The organism is Brevibacterium oceani, from assembly GCF_013623835.1.
GTDB classification, from domain to species: Bacteria; Actinomycetota; Actinomycetes; order Actinomycetales; family Brevibacteriaceae; genus Brevibacterium; species Brevibacterium oceani.
This window is the reverse complement of sequence record NZ_JABKDE010000003.1, coordinates 464,026-482,347: the sequence shown is the minus strand read 5'-3', so window position 1 is coordinate 482,347 and position 18,322 is coordinate 464,026. Positions and strand designations below refer to the sequence as shown.

General features: G+C 67.0%; 17 protein-coding genes. 11 read left to right on the top strand and 6 right to left on the bottom strand.

Annotation, left to right across the window (positions count from 1 at the left end):
• Positions 1-29: 29 nt before the first annotated feature.
• A complete protein-coding gene (locus tag HK401_RS08665) occupies positions 30-827 on the bottom strand; it encodes an SDR family NAD(P)-dependent oxidoreductase (RefSeq protein WP_309135941.1) in 798 nt (265 codons plus the stop codon).
• 96 nt (positions 828-923) lie between these two features.
• Here HK401_RS08665 and HK401_RS08660 point away from each other — a divergent pair, with 96 nt between their 5' ends.
• The 6 genes from HK401_RS08660 to HK401_RS08635 all read left to right on the top strand — a co-directional run bounded on the left by HK401_RS08660 (position 924) and on the right by HK401_RS08635 (position 8,966).
• A complete protein-coding gene (locus HK401_RS08660) occupies positions 924-1,412 on the top strand; it encodes a MarR family winged helix-turn-helix transcriptional regulator (RefSeq protein WP_181274248.1) in 489 nt (162 codons plus the stop codon).
• On the top strand, positions 1,394-2,374 hold the full coding sequence (locus tag HK401_RS08655) for an endo alpha-1,4 polygalactosaminidase (RefSeq protein ID WP_258234082.1): 981 nt from the start codon (positions 1,394-1,396) through the stop codon (positions 2,372-2,374). The genes HK401_RS08660 and HK401_RS08655 overlap by 19 nt, the downstream gene beginning before the upstream one ends.
• Before the next feature lie 249 nt (positions 2,375-2,623).
• Positions 2,624-4,060, top strand: coding sequence for an MDR family MFS transporter (locus HK401_RS08650; protein WP_181274408.1), 1,437 nt, complete (start codon positions 2,624-2,626; stop codon positions 4,058-4,060).
• A 144-nt stretch (positions 4,061-4,204) separates the two neighbouring features.
• The gene (locus HK401_RS08645; RefSeq protein ID WP_181274247.1) at positions 4,205-6,787 is read left to right on the top strand and encodes an excinuclease ABC subunit UvrA; all 2,583 of its coding nucleotides are present in this window, start codon (positions 4,205-4,207) and stop codon (positions 6,785-6,787) included.
• Positions 6,788-6,976: 189 nt separating this feature from the next.
• Positions 6,977-8,284 carry a calcium:cation antiporter family protein gene (locus HK401_RS08640; protein ID WP_181274246.1) on the top strand — a complete coding sequence of 436 codons (1,308 nt, stop codon included), beginning with the start codon at positions 6,977-6,979 and terminating at the stop codon, positions 8,282-8,284.
• A 10-nt stretch (positions 8,285-8,294) separates the two neighbouring features.
• The gene (locus HK401_RS08635; protein ID WP_181274245.1) at positions 8,295-8,966 is read left to right on the top strand and encodes a metal-dependent transcriptional regulator; all 672 of its coding nucleotides are present in this window, start codon (positions 8,295-8,297) and stop codon (positions 8,964-8,966) included.
• Between the two features lie 41 nt (positions 8,967-9,007).
• Here HK401_RS08635 and HK401_RS08630 read toward each other — a convergent pair whose 3' ends face one another.
• On the bottom strand, positions 9,008-10,216 hold the full coding sequence (locus tag HK401_RS08630; RefSeq protein WP_181274244.1) for an MFS transporter: 1,209 nt from the start codon (positions 10,214-10,216) through the stop codon (positions 9,008-9,010).
• 164 nt (positions 10,217-10,380) lie between these two features.
• On the opposite strand from HK401_RS08630, the gene HK401_RS08625 reads away from it, so the two are divergent.
• Together HK401_RS08625 and HK401_RS08620 are read left to right on the top strand one after the other, a co-directional pair.
• On the top strand, positions 10,381-10,830 hold the full coding sequence (locus HK401_RS08625; protein WP_181274243.1) for a MarR family winged helix-turn-helix transcriptional regulator: 450 nt from the start codon (positions 10,381-10,383) through the stop codon (positions 10,828-10,830).
• A gap of 131 nt (positions 10,831-10,961) precedes the next feature.
• Positions 10,962-11,444, top strand: coding sequence for a hypothetical protein (locus HK401_RS08620; RefSeq protein ID WP_181274242.1), 483 nt, complete (start codon positions 10,962-10,964; stop codon positions 11,442-11,444).
• Between the two features lie 33 nt (positions 11,445-11,477).
• Here HK401_RS08620 and HK401_RS08615 read toward each other — a convergent pair whose 3' ends face one another.
• Together HK401_RS08615 and HK401_RS08610 are read right to left on the bottom strand one after the other, a co-directional pair.
• A complete protein-coding gene (locus tag HK401_RS08615) occupies positions 11,478-12,128 on the bottom strand; it encodes a response regulator (protein ID WP_181274241.1) in 651 nt (216 codons plus the stop codon).
• A 10-nt stretch (positions 12,129-12,138) separates the two neighbouring features.
• Positions 12,139-12,699: a hypothetical protein gene (locus tag HK401_RS08610; protein ID WP_181274240.1), complete on the bottom strand. Its 561-nt coding sequence runs from the start codon at positions 12,697-12,699 to the stop codon at positions 12,139-12,141.
• A 227-nt stretch (positions 12,700-12,926) separates the two neighbouring features.
• Between HK401_RS08610 and HK401_RS08605 the strand changes: the two genes are divergently transcribed.
• Together HK401_RS08605 and HK401_RS08600 are read left to right on the top strand one after the other, a co-directional pair.
• Complete coding sequence (locus tag HK401_RS08605; RefSeq protein ID WP_181274239.1) at positions 12,927-13,607, top strand: hypothetical protein; 681 nt, start codon at positions 12,927-12,929, stop codon at positions 13,605-13,607.
• Between the two features lie 34 nt (positions 13,608-13,641).
• The gene (locus HK401_RS08600) at positions 13,642-14,796 is read left to right on the top strand and encodes a sensor histidine kinase (RefSeq protein ID WP_181274238.1); all 1,155 of its coding nucleotides are present in this window, start codon (positions 13,642-13,644) and stop codon (positions 14,794-14,796) included.
• Between the two features lie 105 nt (positions 14,797-14,901).
• Here HK401_RS08600 and HK401_RS08595 read toward each other — a convergent pair whose 3' ends face one another.
• Together HK401_RS08595 and HK401_RS08590 are read right to left on the bottom strand one after the other, a co-directional pair.
• Positions 14,902-16,275, bottom strand: a complete 1,374-nt coding sequence (locus HK401_RS08595; RefSeq protein ID WP_181274237.1) for an aldehyde dehydrogenase family protein — start codon at positions 16,273-16,275, stop codon at positions 14,902-14,904.
• A gap of 114 nt (positions 16,276-16,389) precedes the next feature.
• Positions 16,390-17,751, bottom strand: a complete 1,362-nt coding sequence (locus HK401_RS08590; RefSeq protein ID WP_181274236.1) for an MFS transporter — start codon at positions 17,749-17,751, stop codon at positions 16,390-16,392.
• A 76-nt stretch (positions 17,752-17,827) separates the two neighbouring features.
• On the opposite strand from HK401_RS08590, the gene HK401_RS08585 reads away from it, so the two are divergent.
• Positions 17,828-18,322, top strand: coding sequence for a winged helix-turn-helix transcriptional regulator (locus HK401_RS08585; protein WP_181274235.1), 495 nt, complete (start codon positions 17,828-17,830; stop codon positions 18,320-18,322).

Here is an 18,322-nt window from a genome sequence, read left to right as displayed (position 1 = left end):
TTGTCGGGCGAGCACAGGGCGGGGACCGTTCACAGCAGAGTCGGCAGCACTCCGCCCTCGGCACGCAGGGCGGCACCGTTGATCGCTGAGGACTTCGGGCCCGCGAGGAACGCGACGAGGTCGGCGATCTCGGCAGGCTCGATGAACCTGCCGAGGAGTGAGGTCTCCCGCACGAGCTGTGACTTCAGGTCCGCGACCTCGAGCGACTGCGCTGCAGCGATCTGCTCGACCGTGGTCGCCACCCCATCGGAGTACGTCGGCCCGCCGAGCACGGTGTTCACCGTCACTGCGGTCCCCCGAGTGAGCTTCGCAAGTCCATTGGCCACCGCCAGCGACGCCGCCTTCGTCGCCCCATAGTGGATCATGTCGGCCGGGACATCGACCGCCGATTCGGTGCCGATGAAGACGATCCGCCCATGTCCCCGCTCGAGCATCCCCGGCAGCAGTCCTCTGGCCAGCCTTACGCCGGCCATGACATTGAGTGCGAAGTATCGTTCCCACTCCGCATCCGAAATCTCCCCGAAGGCGGCGACATCGAAGATGCCGACATTGCTGATGAGCACATCCACCTCGCCGAGGCGCTCGAGAAGTTCCGCCGTCTCCGCTGCGTCGCCCAGGTCGGCCGCGATCCCGCTGACATCGGCTCCCGGCACCTCCCCGCGCAGCCGGTCGACCGCTGCGGCGACGGCAGACTCCGTCCTCCCGTTGAGAACGACGGCTGCCCCGTCTGATGCGCACGCCCGCGCCGAGGCGAACCCGATTCCCTGCGTCGACCCCGAGACGAACACCTCGGATCGCCCGAATTCTCCTGTCATCTCTTCGCTCACGGCTGTGCTCCTCGTTGTCTCACCGAAATAGTTTCCTGAGCAAGTGATCATCACAGGTAAAACTTGCTCAGTCAAGTGATGCGGTAGGATGCTTGCATGACCTCTCCGTCGGAATCCGCGCCTCTCGACGGCGCAGAGCTCGAGACGTGGTCGGCCCTGGCGACCGTCCTCGAGTGGCTTCCGCCTGTGCTCGACCTGCAGCTTGAGGACGGCTGGGACCTCACACATTTCGAGTTCGGCATCCTCTACGCCCTCTCCACGGCCGAAGGACGGAGCCTGCCGATGAGCACTCTCGCCGGCTACGCCAACAGCACGCTCTCCCGACTCTCACGCGCGGTCGTCCGCCTGGAGAAGCGCGACTGGGTGCGCCGTTCGACCGATCCGGGCGACCGCCGGGTGACGATCGCCGGGCTCACCGACTCCGGCGCCGAGGTGGTCGCCTCCGCCGCTCCCGCGCACGCTGCCCTCGTCCGCCGCCTCGTCTTCGATTCCCTGAGTGCCGAACAGGCGATGACGCTGCGCGAGATCAGCCGCAACATCGCCGCGGCGATCAGCGACGAGGGTGGATGGCGACCGGGACGATGATCGCAGTCACGCGGACGGCGGCCGTGATGTTGTCCCTGATCAGCACCCTCGTCGTCACAGGGTGCAGCGGACCCCCCGATACTGATGCTTCGACCACGCATACCAGGGAGACGTCGCGACCCACTGGCGGTTCGGCTGAACCGATCACACTTCCGCCCACCTCTGGCGTCTTCGACTACCAGCTCGGCGGAGCCTACGACGAGATTCCTGCCGCTTCCGCACGGGCAACGTCGACTCCGACAGATACGACCGCCGAGGCGGCTGCTGCGACAACATCCATCGACGTCGTCGTCCGCGACGCTGGGGCCGACCCGCTGCCCGGCGCCTACTCGGTCTGCTACGTCAACGGCTTCCAGACCCAACCCGATGAAGCCGATGACTGGGCAGACGACGAGGACGTCCTCCTCCACGACGGCGACGGGGACCTCGTCGTGGACCCCGACTGGCCCGATGAACACATCCTCGACCCCTCGACTGGTCACGCTCGCACGGTCATTCTCGACCGCCTCGGCGAGGCCATCGACGGCTGTGCCGAGGACGGATTCGCCGCCGTCGAGATCGACAACCTCGACATCGCGCAACGATTCGACGCCATCTCAGAAGACGGCGTCAATGCCCTGGCCAGGTCCTACGTCGAGCGCGCCCATCAGGCCGGAATGGCGATCGCACAGAAGAACGCCGCCGAGATCACCCGCACCGCGCATCATGACCTCGGCTTCGACTTCGCCGTCACCGAGGAATGCGCGGCCTTCGACGAATGCGCCGCGTACACCCATGTCTACGGCGACCAGGTCCTCGAGATCGAATACCCCGACTCCCTCGCCGAGGCGGGGCTGACCTTCGCCGAGGCCTGTGACAGTGAGGATCGCGCCCCACTGACGATCCTGCGCGACCGCGAACTCGTCGCCGCCGGTGAGCCCGGCTACCGCTATGAGGCGTGCCCCAGCCTGGACCGCAGCTGACCCACCCGTGAAATGTGACGAAGTCGAACGCCGAGGTAGGGTTCTCCCCCTGTTCCTGCGAGTGCGGAATAGGCTAGCGTAGATTCCCGTTGATCTCTTTGTCTCAACGCAGTGTCGGCTGCTGCGTGCAGAATTCCGCCCGCGCCGGGGCGATGACAGACCTTTTTCGATCGGAGCACCTCCTTGTCCAGCGACAGCACACACTCGCACTCACAGCCAGCGCAGCACGAGTCCATCGACCCCGCAGGAATGAAGGTCATCTGGCTGCTCCTCGTCGCCGCCTTCGTCGCGATCCTCAATGAGACGACGATGGCCATCGCCATCCCCGAACTCAATCAGACCCTCGGCATCCCGCCCGAGCTCGGACAGTGGCTGACCAGCGCTTTCATGCTCACCATGGCCGTCGTCATCCCGACGACCGGCTTCCTCATCCAACGGTTCACGACGCGGCAGATCTTCCTCGCCGCGATGATCCTCTTCTCCTCCGGCACACTGATCTGCCTCGTGTCCCCGGGCTTCTTCCTCCTCCTCGTCGGCCGCGTCGTCCAGGCGGCCGGCACCGGAATCATGATGCCGCTGCTGATGACGACGATGATGAACGTCGTGCCCGCACACTCGCGCGGTCGGATGATGGGCCGCGTCGGCCTCGTCATCTCCCTGGCTCCGGCGATCGGGCCGACGATGTCGGGCATCGTGCTCGACTCGCTGGGCTGGCGCTGGCTCTTCGGGATCATCCTGCCCATCGCTCTGATCGCCCTCGGCCTCGGCGCGAAATGGATGACCAACCTCGGCGAATCGACCCACGCTCCCATCGACGTCGTCTCCATCGTGCTCTCCGTGTTCGCCTTCGGCGGCATCGTCTACGGACTCAGCCAGTTCGGCGGCGGGCACGGCGGCGGCTCCTCATCGGGCCTGGCCTGGGCGACGATCGCCGGCGGTGTCGTCTTCCTCGGACTCTTCGTGTGGCGCCAGCTGACACTCCAGCGCGGCGATCGTGCCCTGCTCGACCTGCGCGTATTCAACTCGCGCAACTACGTGCTGTCCGTGATCATCATGGCCGTGGTCGCGCTCTCGATGTTCGGCACCTTCTCCCTGCTGCCGCTGTACCTGCAGAGCGTGGTCGGGCTGAATGCCACCCAGTCGGGTCTCGTGCTCCTGCCGGGTTCGGTGCTCATGGGCATTCTCGGACCGGTGATGGGCCGCATCTACGACGCCCGCGGGCCGAGGACCCTGCTGGTGCCGGGCACGATCATGATCGCCGCGGCGATGTTCGCCTACTCGAACGCCGGGATCGGCACCCCGATCTGGCTGCTCGTCATCATCCAGATCGTCATGTCCCTCGGCCTCGCCGGGTCGTTCACGCCGCTGTTCTCCGCCTCGCTCGGTTCGCTCGAACGGCACCTGTACTCGCACGGTTCGGCCGCGCTCAACACCCTCCAGCAGGTGGCCGGTGCGGCAGGCACGGCGCTGCTCATCTCCATCTACTCGGCTGCCCTGCACTCCGGTCAGGCCGCGGGTCGGTCGATCCCCGAGGCCGGTGCCCCGGGCGGACACGCCGCGTTCCTGCTGGCGACGGTCATCGCGCTCGTCCCCGTCGTCCTCGCGTTCTTCATCCGCAAGCCCGAAGACCAGGAGGACTACCCCGCCGAGGCGGTCGAACCGTCCGAGGCCAACCCCATCGAATGACGGCCAGCCCCGCCGAATGATGGTCGGCCCATGACAACGGCCGAAAGAATCGCACCGAGCCCCTTGTTCCGAATCTCTCGGAGCGAGGGGTTCTGCTGTCGTCCTCCTCGGTGATGTGAGGTCCCACCTTGGTACGGTGACCTCATGACCTCCTCTGCGCCCTCGGACCCGAGCTCCTCGACTGAGATCCAACCGGATGTGCGGGTCCGCGGGGCCAGGGAACACAACCTGCGCGACATCGATCTGACCGTCCCCCGCGATGCCATGGTGGTCTTCACCGGAGTCTCCGGATCGGGCAAGTCCTCACTGGCCTTCGGCACCCTCTACGCCGAATCCCAACGCCGCTACCTCGAATCCGTGGCCCCGTACGCCCGGAGGCTCATCGACCAGGCCGGTGTCCCGGACGTCGATTCGATCACCGGGATGCCGCCGGCCGTGGCACTGCAGCAGCAGCGCGGTGGCCGCAGCGCCCGGTCCTCGGTCGGCAGCATCACAACGGTGTCCAGCCTCGTCCGGATGCTCTACTCGCGGGCCGGGTACTACCCCGAGGACCAGCCGATGCTGTTGGCCGAGGACTTCTCGACGAACACCGTCGAAGGCGCCTGCCCCGAATGTCACGGCATCGGCCGGGTCTACGAGGTGCCCGAGGACCGGATGGTCCCCGACCCGACGCTGACGATCCGGGAGCGGGCGATCGCCTCCTGGCCGACCGCGTGGCACGGGCACCAGCTGCGCGATACCGCCGTAGCCCTCGGCTTCGACGTCGACGTCCCCTGGAAGGATCTGCCGAAGGCCGATCGCGACTGGCTCCTCTACACCGAGGAGACTCCGCACCTGCCCGTCCACTCACGGCTGACGCTGGCCGAGGCGCGCGAAGCCGCCGATGCCGGTGTCGAACCGACGTATTCGGGCACCTTCGTCGGGGCGCGGAAGTACATCCTCGACACGTTCGCGAACACGAAGAGTGCCGGGATGAAGAAGCGGGTCTCTGAGTTCCTCACGGCCGCACCCTGCCCGGTCTGCCACGGCAAGAAACTCAAACCCGAGGCCCTGTCGGTGACGATCGCCGGACTCGACATCGCCGAGTTCGCCGCCCTGCCCCTGCACGAGCTCATGACCCTGCTGAGGGACACCGTCTCCGCCGCAGAAGCCGGCACTGACGAGGAAGCCTGCACCGCCGGGGACGGAGCCGAACACGTCTCCGCGGAGAAGCGCGCCGCGTTCGTCCGCCTCGGCGGGGGTCTCATCGATCGTCTCCGCCCCATCGTCGATCTGGGGCTCGGCTATCTGTCGCTCGACCGGTCCACCCCGACCCTCTCAGGCGGTGAGCTGCAGCGGCTGCGTCTGGCCACCCAACTGACCTCGGAGCTCTTCGGAGTCGTCTACGTCCTCGACGAACCGTCGGCCGGACTCCATCCGCAGGACGTCACCGCCCTGATGGGAATCCTCGACAGGCTGAAGGAACGCGGCAACAGCCTCTTCGTCGTCGAGCACTCCGTCGATCTCATGCGGCACGCCGACTGGCTCGTCGACATCGGACCGGGCGCTGGAGAACGCGGCGGGCGGGTCCTCTACAGCGGCCCCACCGACGGTCTGGCCGAGGTCGAGGACTCGATCACCCGAGGCTACGTCTTCGGCGGGCGCGGCCTCGAACCGCACGAGCCACGTTCGCCGCGCGCCTGGTTCCGGGTGGAGGACATCCGCCGCAACAACCTCCGCGATGTCAGCGTCGAACTGCCGTTGGGTGCCCTGACCGCGGTCACCGGAGTGTCCGGATCCGGGAAGTCGAGCCTCGTCAGCCAGGTGCTGCCGGTGCTCGTCGGCGACCACCTGGGCCAATCGGCCCGGGACGACGAACCCGAGCCCGAGGGTGATGAGCTGCTGCTCGCCGACGAACCCGAAGAGCTCGAGGGCGCGGTGGCAGGCGACCTCACCGGCATCCGTCGCATCGTGAGCATCGACCAACGACCCATCGGACGCACTCCCCGGTCGAACGTCGCGACCTACACCGGACTGTTCGACCACGTCCGCCGCCGCTTCGCCGAAACACCGGAAGCACGCGAGCGCGGGTACAAGCCCGGTCGGTTCTCCTTCAACGTCGCCGGCGGCCGCTGCCCGACCTGCGAGGGCGAAGGCTCCGTCATGGTCGAACTGCTCTTCCTGCCGTCGGTCTACACCGAATGCCCGGACTGTCACGGCACCCGGTACCAGTCGAGCACCCTCGAGATCCTCTGGCACGGGCACACCATCGCCGAGGTGCTGGCGATGAGCGTGGAGGAAGCGCACGGATTCTTCGCCGAGGAGTTCGACATCATGCGCTCGCTCACCGCCCTCATCGACGTCGGCCTCGGCTACCTGCGCCTCGGCCAACCGGCGACCGAGCTCTCCGGCGGCGAGGCCCAGCGGGTCAAGCTCGCCAGCGAACTGCAGCGTTCCCAGCGCGGAGACACCCTCTACGTCCTCGACGAACCCACCTCGGGGCTGCATTGTGCGGACGCCGACCGGCTCATCACACACCTACAGACCCTTGTCGACGCCGGCAACACCGTCGTCATGGTCGAACTCGACATGCGGATCATCACTGCCTGCGACCACGTCATCGAACTCGGTCCCGGGGCCGGGGCCGACGGCGGACAGGTGATCGCCGTCGGTACCCCGGCACAGATCGCCGCGACCGGAGACACCCCGTCGGCGCCGTACCTGGCCGCAGCGCTGCGGGCACAGTAGGCGCGCACCGCGCGGTTCCACGGCCCCGGGGCATCGACCCCTTCGGTGATCTGCGGCACACGCGCCCGCACAGCGCACCGCTGCGATCCGCGGATTCCCGCGGATCCCCGGACCCGCCGAAATTGTTGGAGACGTCTAAGTCTCAGTTGTGCGTAGACACACCCGATTCGCGGGCGGAAGTCTGGAGACATGCCCGCCGCACTCCTTCGCCGCTTCGCGATCTGCCTGCTCGTCGCCGCACCCGCCGTGGTGCTGCGCATCACAGGAGTCGAGCTCGCCCCGGTCCTCGAAGTGCTGGCCTTCGGCGCTGCGATCGTCGCGGCAGCGTTCCTGTTGGCCTGGGCCGCCGAGGCGGCGCAGAAGGAAATCTCGGGCGCCCTTGCGATCGCCCTGCTGGCACTCATCGCCGTCCTCCCCGAATACGCCGTCGACCTCTACTACGCGTTCCGCTCCGGATCGGATCCGGACTATCTGCACTTCGCGGCGGCGAACATGACCGGATCGAACCGACTGCTGCTCGGCTTCGGCTGGCCGCTCGTCGTCATCATCGCCCTCCTCGTCGCCCGCCGCTTCGCCAAGCGCACGAAATCACCGATCCAGACCTCCCTGCGGCTGGATTCGGGCAGCCGAATGGACATCGGATTCCTCGTCATCCTCGGCGTGCTCGCCTTCGCCATCCCTCTGCTCGGCACCATCCCCATCTGGTTCGGCATCGGCCTCGTTCTCATCTTCGCCGTCTACCTGTGGCGTGCCGGACAGGCCGCCGGAGACAACGAGGAGGAGTTCGTCGGTGCCGCCGCACTCATCGTCGCCATGCCGACGAAGGCCCGCCGGATCACGGTGATCACGATGTTCGTCGTCTCCGCCGCCATCATCCTTCTCTCTGCCGAGCCCTTCGCCGAGGCGCTCGTGGCCTCCGGCACGAGCCTCGGCATCGACTCCTACTTCCTCGTCCAATGGCTGGCCCCGCTGGCCTCGGAAGCCCCCGAGTTCATCATCGCCGCGATGTTCGCCCTGCGCGGGATGGGCGGGGCCGCGATCGGCACGCTCATCGCCTCGAAGGTCAACCAGTGGAGCCTGCTCGTGGGCTCCCTGCCGATCGCCCACTTCGCCGGTGGGGGCGGCACCTGGCTGCCGCTGGACGGGCGGCAGATCGAGGAGTTCACGCTCACGGCCACGCAGACCATCCTCGGCGTCGCCATCATCCTCGCCCTGCGCTTCCACTGGGCACCCGCGCTGGGACTCGCCGCGCTCTTCGGGGTGCAGTTCTTCGTCACGGACACCTCCGGACGCTACATCCTCTCCGCGATCCAGGCGGTGCTCGCGATCGTCTTCCTCGTCCTCCACCGCGGTGACATCCTCCCCACGCTCGCCGCTCCCTTCCGCAGGCGGCCGGCCGAAACGGAGGGGACGGAACCCGCCGAGGCGGCCGAACCGAAGCGCGAACCGACCGTCGGTCTGTCCTCCGCTCCCGATTCGGCGGGGACCCGCGCGTAGAATGACGAACATGCCGCGCCCCTCAGTGACTCGCATGGTCGAGGACTATGTCACCCTCATCTGGAAGGCCTACGAATGGCCCGGCGGCCGCCCCGCCACCACGGAGATGGCCGAGCAGCTGGGAGTGACCGCCTCGACGGTGTCGGCGAACCTCAAGAAGCTCGCCCGCGACGGCTACATCGACTACGAACCCTATGGACAGATCGTGCTCACCGACGCCGGTCGGCAGATCGCCGTCGAGATCGTCAGGCGCCATCGGATCGTCGAATCCTACCTCGTCGAGGCCCTGGGGCTGACCTGGGATCAGGTCCACGACGAGGCGGACCGCCTCGAACATTCGGTCTCCGATCTCGTGCTCGAGCGGATGAACGCAGCGCTGGGGAATCCGCAGCGGGACCCGCACGGGGATCCGATCCCCGACGCTGACGGGCACACCGCCGAATTCCCGAGCACGCGCCTGCGCGAGACCGCACCCGGCATCGAGGTCGAGGTCGTCCGCGTCTCCGACCGCTCGCCCGAGCTGCTGCGCTACCTCACCGAACGCGGAATCGTCATCGGCACGAAGCTGCAGGTGAGATCGATCAGTTCGGCCGCCTCGGCGATCGCGGTGAGCGTCGGCGACGATGACGTCGAGCTCGCCCTCGATGCGGCCGAGGCGATCCGGGTCGAGCCCGTGGCCTGAGGTTCGGACGGTCGGCTGAGTCTCGGCCGTTCTGTTGTGCCTCAGACGCTCGGCTGCAGATCGGCGCCCGTGCGGGAGGTCTCCGGACGCGAGCGTCGCAGCTCACCTCCCCGGGCGAAGCCGGCGATGAGGAGAGTGACGAGGCCGCCCACGGTGACGATCGACCCGGCCCACAGCGGAGAGGTGTACCCGAGACCGGCGGCGATCGTCAGCCCGCCGATCCAGGCGCCGAGGGCGTTGCCGATGTTGAAGGCGGCGATGTTCGCCCCCGATCCCAGGGTCTGCGCGTCACCGGAGTGGCGCATGATGCGCATCTGCATCGCCGGCACCGTGGCGAATCCGAACCCGCCCATGACGACGAGCGCGATGATCGTGGCGATCTGGCTGCCGGCGACCTGCGAGAACACGGCGAGGATGATGACGAGGCCGACGAGCAGGGTGAGCAGCGTCCGACCGAGGTTCTTATCGGCCGCGCGTCCGCCGAGGATGTTGCCGACGAAGAGGCCGACGCCGAACAGCACGAGCAGCCAGGGCACAGTCGCCGAAGAGAATCCGCTCACCCCGGTGAGGGTGAAGGCCATGTAGCTGAAGGCACCGAACATACCCCCATAGCCGAGCACGGTGATGAGGACCGACGCCCACACCTGACCGTTGGCGAAGATCCGGAACTCACCGAGGATGCTGTGGGTCCCGCTCGGGCGTGCGATGGCCGCTGGGACGAGGATGAGGATGCCGATGAGGGCGACGACGCCGATGACGGCGATCGTCCAGAAGGTCGACCGCCAGCCGGCGGCCTGGCCGAGAAAGGTGCCGAGCGGGACGCCGAGGACGTTCGCGGTGGTCAGTCCCGCGAACATCATCGAGATCGCCGCAGCCTGACGGTTCGCGGGGACGAGCGACGCCGCGACGACGGATCCGATGCCGAAGAACGCCCCGTGGCACAGGGCCGCGACGATGCGTCCGAGCATCATCGCCTCGAAACTCGGAGCCAGCGCGGACAGACCGTTGCCGATGATGAAGAGGACCATGAGGACGACGAGCGCGGTCTTCCGGTTGACATGGGTCAGCGCCACAGTGATGAGGATCGCACCGATGGCCACGGCCGAGGCGTAGCCCGAGATGAGGTAGCCGGCCACGGTTTCGGTGACGCCGAAGTCGGCGGCCACCTCGGGCAGCAGGCCCATGATGACGAACTCCGTGAGTCCGATGCCGAACCCGCCGATGGCGAGGGCGAGGAGTGCGAGGGGCATGAGAGGCGAACCTTTCTGAAGGTCGGTTCCGCCGATGGAGGATCGGCGCGTGTGCAATAGCAGGCGTATGCAATGATTGCAGACGCAAGAGACAATAGTTGCACACGCGTCTTATCTGCGCAAGTGGTGTATTCTTGGAGGACGACAGTGACAAGGAGACGTTCGTGGGAATCAGGGACGATGCGGTGGAGATCCGCTCACGCGGGTGGCGGACGCTCGCCGCTCTGCACGGCCTCATCGAGGTCGAGCTCGAGCGCAGTCTGCAGCGCGAGCACGACCTCTCGGTCGTCGAATTCACCGTCCTTGACGCTCTGAGCAGGCAGGACGGCTGGCACATGCGCATGCAGCAGCTCGCTCGGGCCGCTGCTCTCTCCTCGAGCGCGACGACTCGACTGGTCACCCGACTCGAGGACCGCGGACTGCTCAACCGGGTCCTCTGTGCCGATGATCGGCGCGGCATCTACACCGAGCTCACTGCGGCCGGGGAGAAGCTGCTCGCCGAGGCACACCCGACCCACGACAGTGTGCTCGAGGCGACCTTGGACGAGGCCCGCGAGCGGCCCGAGCTCGCGCCCTTGGTCTCGGCGCTCTACGAGCAGTCCCGGGTGGGCTGAACCGGACTGATCTGCCGGCCTGCGCTTCCCGACGCATTCCCATCACCGCTCTGCAGCGGATGCCGCGCCCGTGACCATCTGCGACCGTGGACGGTGTCAGCGAGACCGATGCGAAAGAGCGGGGACCGGCCATGAGCAGTCTGCAGAAGCTAGGAGAGAATGCCCGGCTCGGTGTACCGATGTCGTGGTGGACCATGGTGGGACTGGCGGCACTGAGCCTCCCGCGGACGGTGCTCAGCGACCTCGGTGTCATCGAGACCGACGGGTCCGTGCTCTACTTCGTGCTCGCTCTCGGACTCTATACCGTGTGGCTGGCGGTGGCGGTACTGCGCAGGACGTCGAGACCGCTGCGTGACCATCTGCTCGCCGGAGTTCTCTATGGGCTGTCGCTGGTCATCGTCCATGAACTGCTGTGGTCCTTCGAGACCTCACAGGGGCAGAATCCTTCCCAGGCGGCGATCGATCTCGCGGCCCGATTCGAGTCCCCGCTGAGTGACCTCGTCATCCACCTCTCAGAATTCATCGTCGCCATGATGATCGGCGTCGGCTCAGGGCTCGTCACGGCCTTCATCGCCCTCGTCGCGGCGCGGGTTCGAGCACGCCGGATCAGCTGATGCCTCATGCAGGGCTTCGGCAGGAGCATGCAGTCAGGCCAGTCCGGATTGAAAGGCGAATACGACGAGTTGGGCGCGGTCACGGGCGGAGAGCTTGATCATCGCCCGGCTCACGTGCGTGCGAGCGGTGGCGGGGCTGATGACCAGTCGCGCCGCGATCTCCTGATTGTTCAGCCCCTCGGCGACGAGGGTGACGATCTCACGTTCGCGGTCGGTGAGCTGGTCGAGCTGCGGGTGGGTGATGCGCGAGCGAGGGCTCGTCGAGACGAACTTCGCGATGAGGGTGCGGGTCACCGATGGTGCGAGGAGTGCCCCGCCGGCGGCGACGGTGCGCAGCGCCTCGAGCAGCGCGGTCGGCGGCGAGTCCTTGAGCATGAAGCCGCTCGCACCGATCCGCAGGGCCTCGAAGACGTATTCGTCGTGTTCGAACGCGGTGAGCACGATCACTCGCGTATCGGCCAGCGCCGCATCCGTCACGATCCGACGAGTCGCTTCCAAGCCGTCGATCCCGGGCATCCGAATATCCATGAGCACGACGTCGGGACGCACCTCGATCGCCGTCGACACAGCGGCCAGACCATCAGTGGCCTCTCCGACGAGCTCGAAACCCTCCTCGGCGTCGAGCAGGGCACGCAGTCCCATCCGGACCAGGTCCTGATCGTCGGCGATCAGCACGCGGATCATCGCTGATTCCTCATGGCCGCCGGTTCATGGCTGGACGTTGCCCGGAGTCCCGCATGGCACCCAGTCTATCCGTCCGGCGCAGTCGTCCCCAGGGCTTGAACACCGAGAGCACCATCGCGAACGCCACCGAGGTGGTCGACACGATCGGCGGGAACAGTGCATTGATCGCCACAGTCGGCGTACTGCCGGCGGCGAGAGCGGCGACACCGTTCTCGTGCAGGGTCGCCACTCCGGAGAGGAGCAGGATGGGCACGAGAGCGATGAGCACGATGGTGAGGACGAGCTTGACCAGGACCCACCGGTAGCGGATCAGACCGTACTTCGAGCCGATGCCGAGCAGGATGCCCGTGGTCAGCGTGACCAGCCCGGCGGCAATCAGCGGCCAGCTCGTGAATGCGGCGATGCTCACCGCGGCCGAGGCAGCGTCGGTCGCTGCGGCGCTCACTGCAGTGACCGTGAGGATTCCGAGCACGAGATCGAAGCCGAGCCATGCACCGGCTGCGGCGATGTGCATGAGCAGCAGCATCTTCCGGACCGTGGTCGACGGTCGCCAACTCATGATGTCCGACATCCCGGACTCCTCTCTTCGATGGTCTCAGTTCTTCGATGGGTTCAGTCTGCCCTCCCGTGCGGTCGCCGACGTCCGTCCAGGAGAGTCAGTCGGACTACGCCTGCAGACGCAGAGCCGCTATTCCATACGCCTCAGGACGCAGCGCGGGATACCCCGCGGAACCGGCGACAGCGCCTGCCGGAGAGACGAGACTGACATTCGATCCGACCACAGAGAGGACACCGGCCATGACCGCCGAATCCGTACACCTGCCCACCCATCGTCGAACCCGAACCCCTTTCCCCCTCCTCGGCGCTGCCGTCTTCCTGCTCGCCTACCTGGCCGTCAGCCCCGTGACCGACCGCATCGCCGCACTGCCGATGCCGGATGCTCCCACCGCCGAGGTGTACGCCTACTTCACCGACCACGGCGCGGCGTCGATCGTCACCGGCCTTCTCCAGCTCGTCTCGGTGGCAGGCTTCGCTCTCTTCCTCTGCTCAGCTCTGCAACACGAGGTCCCTTCCCCGCACCGGTTCGCGGCGAGGATCATCGGATGGGTCGCTGCGGTGGCCATGGTGGTCTCGTCCGCAATCGCCATCGCCCTTCCGCTGTTCGCCGAGGCACTCTCGCCCGCCGCCGTCGAGTTGGGGCGCGAGATCTCCTTCTTCGCCGGCGGTGTCGTGCATGTTCTCGCGCTCGGCGGACTGACGCTGACCATCGGCCTCTGGGCGGCCTGGTCCCGCCCGGTTCGGGTCATGGCCTGGATCGCCGCCGTGCCGGCCCTGGCCTCGGCGGCATCGCTGGTCTGGTACTACACCTCGATCCTGCTGCCGGCCGGACGCCTCCTGACGATGCTCGCCCTCGTCGTCGCCGGCATCAGCCTCGTTCGCGGCCGCAGCCTCGGCGATGGAGACGATTCCCTGCGATGATGGGAGCCAACGTTCCATCGAACGGAGGTCCGCGATGAGCGGAAACGAGCGCCACAGCATGATCGTCGACACGATCATCGCGGTGGCGCTCGCGCTCGTCAGCGGAGTCTCGGCCGCCGTCCTCACCGTCGAGGCCGCCCCGCCGCGACCGGCGGACTGGCTGGCTTACGTCCTCATCGTCCTCGCCTGCGGACCGCTGGCGGTGCGGCGCAGGTTCCCGGTGGCGGTGCTGGCGGTGAGCACCGTGGCGGTATCGGTCTACCTGATTCTCGGGTATCCCTACAGCGCGATCATGCTCGCCGTCTCCCTTGCGGTCTATTCGGTCTGTCGGCGGATATCACTGAGGCCCGCCCTTCTGCTGTCCACGGGCGCTCTGCTTCTGCTCATCGCCCACATCTTCGTCAACCCCGCCGCGCTGCCGGGCCTCTACGGAGTCATCCCCGCTGCCGCCTGGATCGCCGTCCCGACGACGGTCGGCATCTCCCGCCGACTCGTTCTAGACGCCCGTGCCAGAGAGCGAGCGGCGGATGAACGTCGGCTGCGAGAGCAGGAGAGGCTGCGTCTGGCTCAGGAGGTCCACGACGTCGTCGGCCACGGACTCAGCGCGATCCAGATGCAGGCCGACATCGCCCTCCACCTCGCTGAGACCAAACCGGAGCAGGGCATCACTGCGCTGCGGGCGATCAGCACGGCCAGCAGTTCCGCTCTCGTGGAATTGCGGGAGGCACTGCGGGCGGTCGACCCCGCCGACGACGGAAAAGCAGCCGCTCCACGGTCACCGGCGGCGGGACTGGCCCGTCTCGATGACCTCTGCAGTCGCATCCGTGCCGCCGGTGTGGAGGTCGAGCTGCGCATCAGGGGCCGGCAGCGGGCGCTGCCGGCCGCCCTCGATCTCGCCGTCTATCGGATCGTGCAGGAGGCGCTGACGAACGTCGTCAGGCACGCTGTGTCGCCGCATGCGTACGTCGCGATCGACCACCTCGGCGATGGTCGGGAGGGCGGGGAATCTGGGGTCACAGTGACCGTGACCAGTCCGCATGACGGGTCGGCGATCGTCGAAGGAATCGGGATCGGCGGCATCCGTCGTCGGGTGACGGCGTTGGGCGGCAGAGTCACCATCCGTGCGGGAGAGACTCTGCGCATACAGGCCACGCTGCCTGAGGTCGAAACGCGAGAGATCCGATCGTGAAGGCAACTGGTTCGCGAAAGGCCCGGCCGGCGGCGATGGATTCGCTGCCGACCGGGCCCTTCTCTCAGCGCCGAGGTCGCAGACCTCAGACGGTGACGCCGTGACTCAGGCGTGCACGCGGATGAGGTGCTCGTTGGTGAAGGCCTGGAAGGCCCACTGAGCGTTCTCGCGGCCGTAGCCCGAGCGGTTGATGCCGCCGAACGGGTACTCGGGGCCGGATTCCATGTGTGCGTTGATGAGCGTCATGCCGGCGTTGATCTTCTTCGCGAACTCCTGACCCTTCTCGAGGTCATCGGTCCACACCGAGGACATGAGACCGTACTCGGTGTCATTGGCCAGACGCAGAGCATCCTCTTCGTCCTTGGCACGGTAGATCATCACGGCCGGGCCGAAGAGCTCGTTGCAGCCGAGGTCCGACTTCGGATCGATGTCGGTGAGCACGGCCGGGGACATGAACCAGCCGGGACGATCGAGCTTCTTGCCACCGGTGTGCAGGGTCGCGCCAGCGGCCACACCCTTGTCGATCGCCTCGATGATCTCATCGCGGGCGCCTTCGGAGGACACGGGTCCCATGCCGACCTCCGGGTCGTCGAAGTCCGAGACCTTCGTGGCCTCGGCGGCCTTGACGGCCTCGGCGACGAACTCGTCGTAGAGGTCATCGACGACGATCATGCGCTTGGGCGAGGTGCAGACCTGGCCGGCGTTCGCCAGGCGCAGTCCGACGAGCTTCTGCGCCACGGAGGCGACGTCCTTCGAGTCGAGGACGACTGCCGGGTCGTTGCCGCCGAGCTCGAGCACGGCACGCTTGAAGTACTTTGCGGCGATTGCGGCCACCGATGCACCGGCACCCTCGGAGCCGGTGAGGGAGAAGCCCTTGACGCGGAAGTCCTTGAGCACCTCCTCGGCGTGGGAGGAGTCGAGGTAGATGTTCTGGTACACGCCCTTCGGCAGTCCCGCCTCGACGAGGAGATCCTCGAAGTACTGCGAGGACTTCGGGCAGATCGACGCCTGCTTCATGATGATCGCGTTGCCGACCATGAGGTTGGGCAGCACGAAGCGGGCGATCTGGTTGTATGGGAAGTTCCACGGCATGATGCCCAGCAGCACGCCCAGCGGCTGGTGCTCGACATAGCTGCTCGCGGCTCCCGCGGCAGCCAGATGGGTCGGTGCGAGGTGGGTGGCCGCATTGTCGGCCATCCAGCGGGCGGTGCGGGCGACCTTGTCGACCTCGCCGTAGCCCTGCTTCTTGATCTTGCCCATCTCATGGCCGATGATGTCGGTCATCTCATCGGCGTTGGCGTCGACGAGATCGGCGAACTTGCGCAGGATCGCCGCACGTTCGTACAGCGGCGTCTCCTTCCAGGACAGATGTGCTTCATGGGCACGATCGATGTATGCGGGGATCTCTTCTTTCGGAACGGAGGCGAACTCCTCCTCGACTTCGCCGGTGTTGGCATTGGTGACAGCGAACTTGCTCATGGAACGTCCTTTCACGGGTTGACGATCTGTGCCCTGTAACAAACTACAGTCTCGTGCAATTCCGCGACACTCGTGTCCACGGCCGGGGCCTGGGATCTGTGTCCATGACAGGGACTAAGGGGCCACCTCGGCGGGGGTCGCGGTGGCGGTGCCGATCCGACGACGTCGGACGGCGAAGGACAGGACCGCGGCGATGACGCACATGGCTGCCCCGCCACACCAGGCGTAAGTGTACTCACCGAACGCGTCGCGGACGACACCGGCGCCGAAGGCCGCCGCCGCGGCACCGATCTGATGGGCTGCGAAGACCCAGCCGAAGACGATGGTTCCGTTCTCGCCGAAGATCTCCCGGCACAGCGCGGCCGTCGGCGGGACGGTCGCAACCCAGTCGAGGCCGTAGATGACGATGAAGAGGACCATAGTCGGATGCACCGAATCCGAGAGCAGCCAGGGCAGCAGGAGCAGGCCGAGGCCGCGGAAGGTGTAGTAGGCGACGAGCAGGATCCGGGGATCGAATCTGTCGGTCAGCCAGCCGGAGAAGATCGTGCCCACGATGTCGAAGATCCCGACGACCGCGAGCAGGTCGGCCGCCGTGGCCGCGGGCATCCCGTGATCGTGGGCCGAGGGGATGAAGTGGATGCCGATGAGGCCGTTCGTCGTCGCCCCGCAGATCGCGAAGGCGATCGCCAGGGCCCAGAACGAACGGTGTCGGGCGGCAGAGAGCAGGCCGGTGAATGCGCGCCGGGCAGCGCCTTCGCCGCGTGGGGCGGGGGTTTCACCCTGTTGGGCGTCCGCCGCGATGACGGCGGAATCCCTCTCGGCAGTGGTGGCATCCCACTCGGTGGCTGGAGCCACGTCAGCCTCGGTCGCACCATAGGGCAGGACACCGCGATCGGATGGATGGTCACGGAGGAAGAACCAGACCAACGGCACGGCCGCCAGGGCCACGATGCCGATGAGCAGCGAGGCCGGACGCCAGCCGGTCGATTCGGCGATCGTGGCGACCGGGGGCAGGAAGATCAGCTGACCCGTGGCCGAACCGGCCGTGAGGATGCCCATGACGAGGCCACGCCGGGCGACGAACCAGCGGTCGGCGATGGTTGCGGCGAAGACGAGGGCCATCGACCCTGTGCCCAGGCCGATGAGCACACCCCAGAAGATGAGCAGCTGCCATGACGCAGTCATGACCACGCTGCCGCCGGCGCCCAGGGCGACGAGAGCCAGGGCCGCAGCGACGACCTGACGGATGCCGAAGCGGTCCATGAGCGCTGCGGCGAAGGGCGCGGTGAGACCGTAGAGGAGCAGATTGACGCTCACGGCGAGCGACATGGTGCTCATGGACCAGCCGAAGTCCGCATGGAGCGGAACCATGAGCGCGCCGGGTGCCGCGCGGAATCCGGCCGCGGCGAGCAGCGCGATGAAGGCCACGGCCGCCACGGGCCAGGCGGGGTGGAGACGACGGCGGGTGGTCGGCATCGATCACTCATACTTTCTTCAAGGAAGCTATACTGAGGGAAGTATAAGCAGACTTCGCTGAAGAAAGGAAGCCGTGATGGCGCTGCGTTCGGATTGGTCGAAGGAGTTCTGCCCGATCAGGAGGTCGCTCGATGTGCTCGGCGATCCGTGGGTGCTGCTCATCGTCCGAGACGTCCTCCACGGGCGAGGGCGCTTCGATGAGCTGCACATCGGACTCGGGATCTCCGAAGCCGTGCTCAGCCGGCGGCTCCAGGCGATGCTCGAGGCCGGTCTGCTGACCAAGGTCGACTATTCCGACGGACCGCGGACCCGGCAGGCCTATGCCGCCACCGAGGCCGCCGCCGAGCTGCTGCCGATCCTGCAGCAATTGGCGCTGTGGGGTGAGAAGCACACGGCGCTCCCGGACGGTGGTGGACACATGGCACTCATTCACGAGTCGTGCGGGAATGAAACATTCCACGGCGAGACCTGCAGTTCATGCGGAGAGATCCTGTCCCCTGAGGACATGTCCTGGGACAAGCCGTGGAAGAGCACTCGCGACAGCCTGCAAGGAGCGAGTGCTCAGGGCTGA

Bases quoted from the DNA above. Each gene is read 5' to 3' on its own strand.
- HK401_RS08600 (WP_181274238.1), top strand. From the start codon at position 13,642: ATGAGCGGAAACGAGCGCCACAGCATGATCGTCGACACGATCATCGCG.
- HK401_RS08585 (WP_181274235.1), top strand. From the start codon at position 17,828: ATGGCGCTGCGTTCGGATTGGTCGAAGGAGTTCTGCCCGATCAGGAGG.
- HK401_RS08650 (WP_181274408.1), top strand. From the start codon at position 2,624: ATGAAGGTCATCTGGCTGCTCCTCGTCGCCGCCTTCGTCGCGATCCTC.
- HK401_RS08590 (WP_181274236.1), bottom strand. From the start codon at position 17,751: ATGCCGACCACCCGCCGTCGTCTCCACCCCGCCTGGCCCGTGGCGGCC.
- HK401_RS08645 (WP_181274247.1), top strand. From the start codon at position 4,205: ATGACCTCCTCTGCGCCCTCGGACCCGAGCTCCTCGACTGAGATCCAA.
- HK401_RS08635 (WP_181274245.1), top strand. From the start codon at position 8,295: ATGCCGCGCCCCTCAGTGACTCGCATGGTCGAGGACTATGTCACCCTC.
- HK401_RS08610 (WP_181274240.1), bottom strand. From the start codon at position 12,699: ATGTCGGACATCATGAGTTGGCGACCGTCGACCACGGTCCGGAAGATG.
- HK401_RS08640 (WP_181274246.1), top strand. From the start codon at position 6,977: ATGCCCGCCGCACTCCTTCGCCGCTTCGCGATCTGCCTGCTCGTCGCC.
- HK401_RS08655 (WP_258234082.1), top strand. From the start codon at position 1,394: ATGGCGACCGGGACGATGATCGCAGTCACGCGGACGGCGGCCGTGATG.
- HK401_RS08630 (WP_181274244.1), bottom strand. From the start codon at position 10,216: ATGCCCCTCGCACTCCTCGCCCTCGCCATCGGCGGGTTCGGCATCGGA.
- HK401_RS08595 (WP_181274237.1), bottom strand. From the start codon at position 16,275: ATGAGCAAGTTCGCTGTCACCAATGCCAACACCGGCGAAGTCGAGGAG.
- HK401_RS08605 (WP_181274239.1), top strand. From the start codon at position 12,927: ATGACCGCCGAATCCGTACACCTGCCCACCCATCGTCGAACCCGAACC.
- HK401_RS08620 (WP_181274242.1), top strand. From the start codon at position 10,962: ATGAGCAGTCTGCAGAAGCTAGGAGAGAATGCCCGGCTCGGTGTACCG.
- HK401_RS08615 (WP_181274241.1), bottom strand. From the start codon at position 12,128: ATGATCCGCGTGCTGATCGCCGACGATCAGGACCTGGTCCGGATGGGA.
- HK401_RS08660 (WP_181274248.1), top strand. From the start codon at position 924: ATGACCTCTCCGTCGGAATCCGCGCCTCTCGACGGCGCAGAGCTCGAG.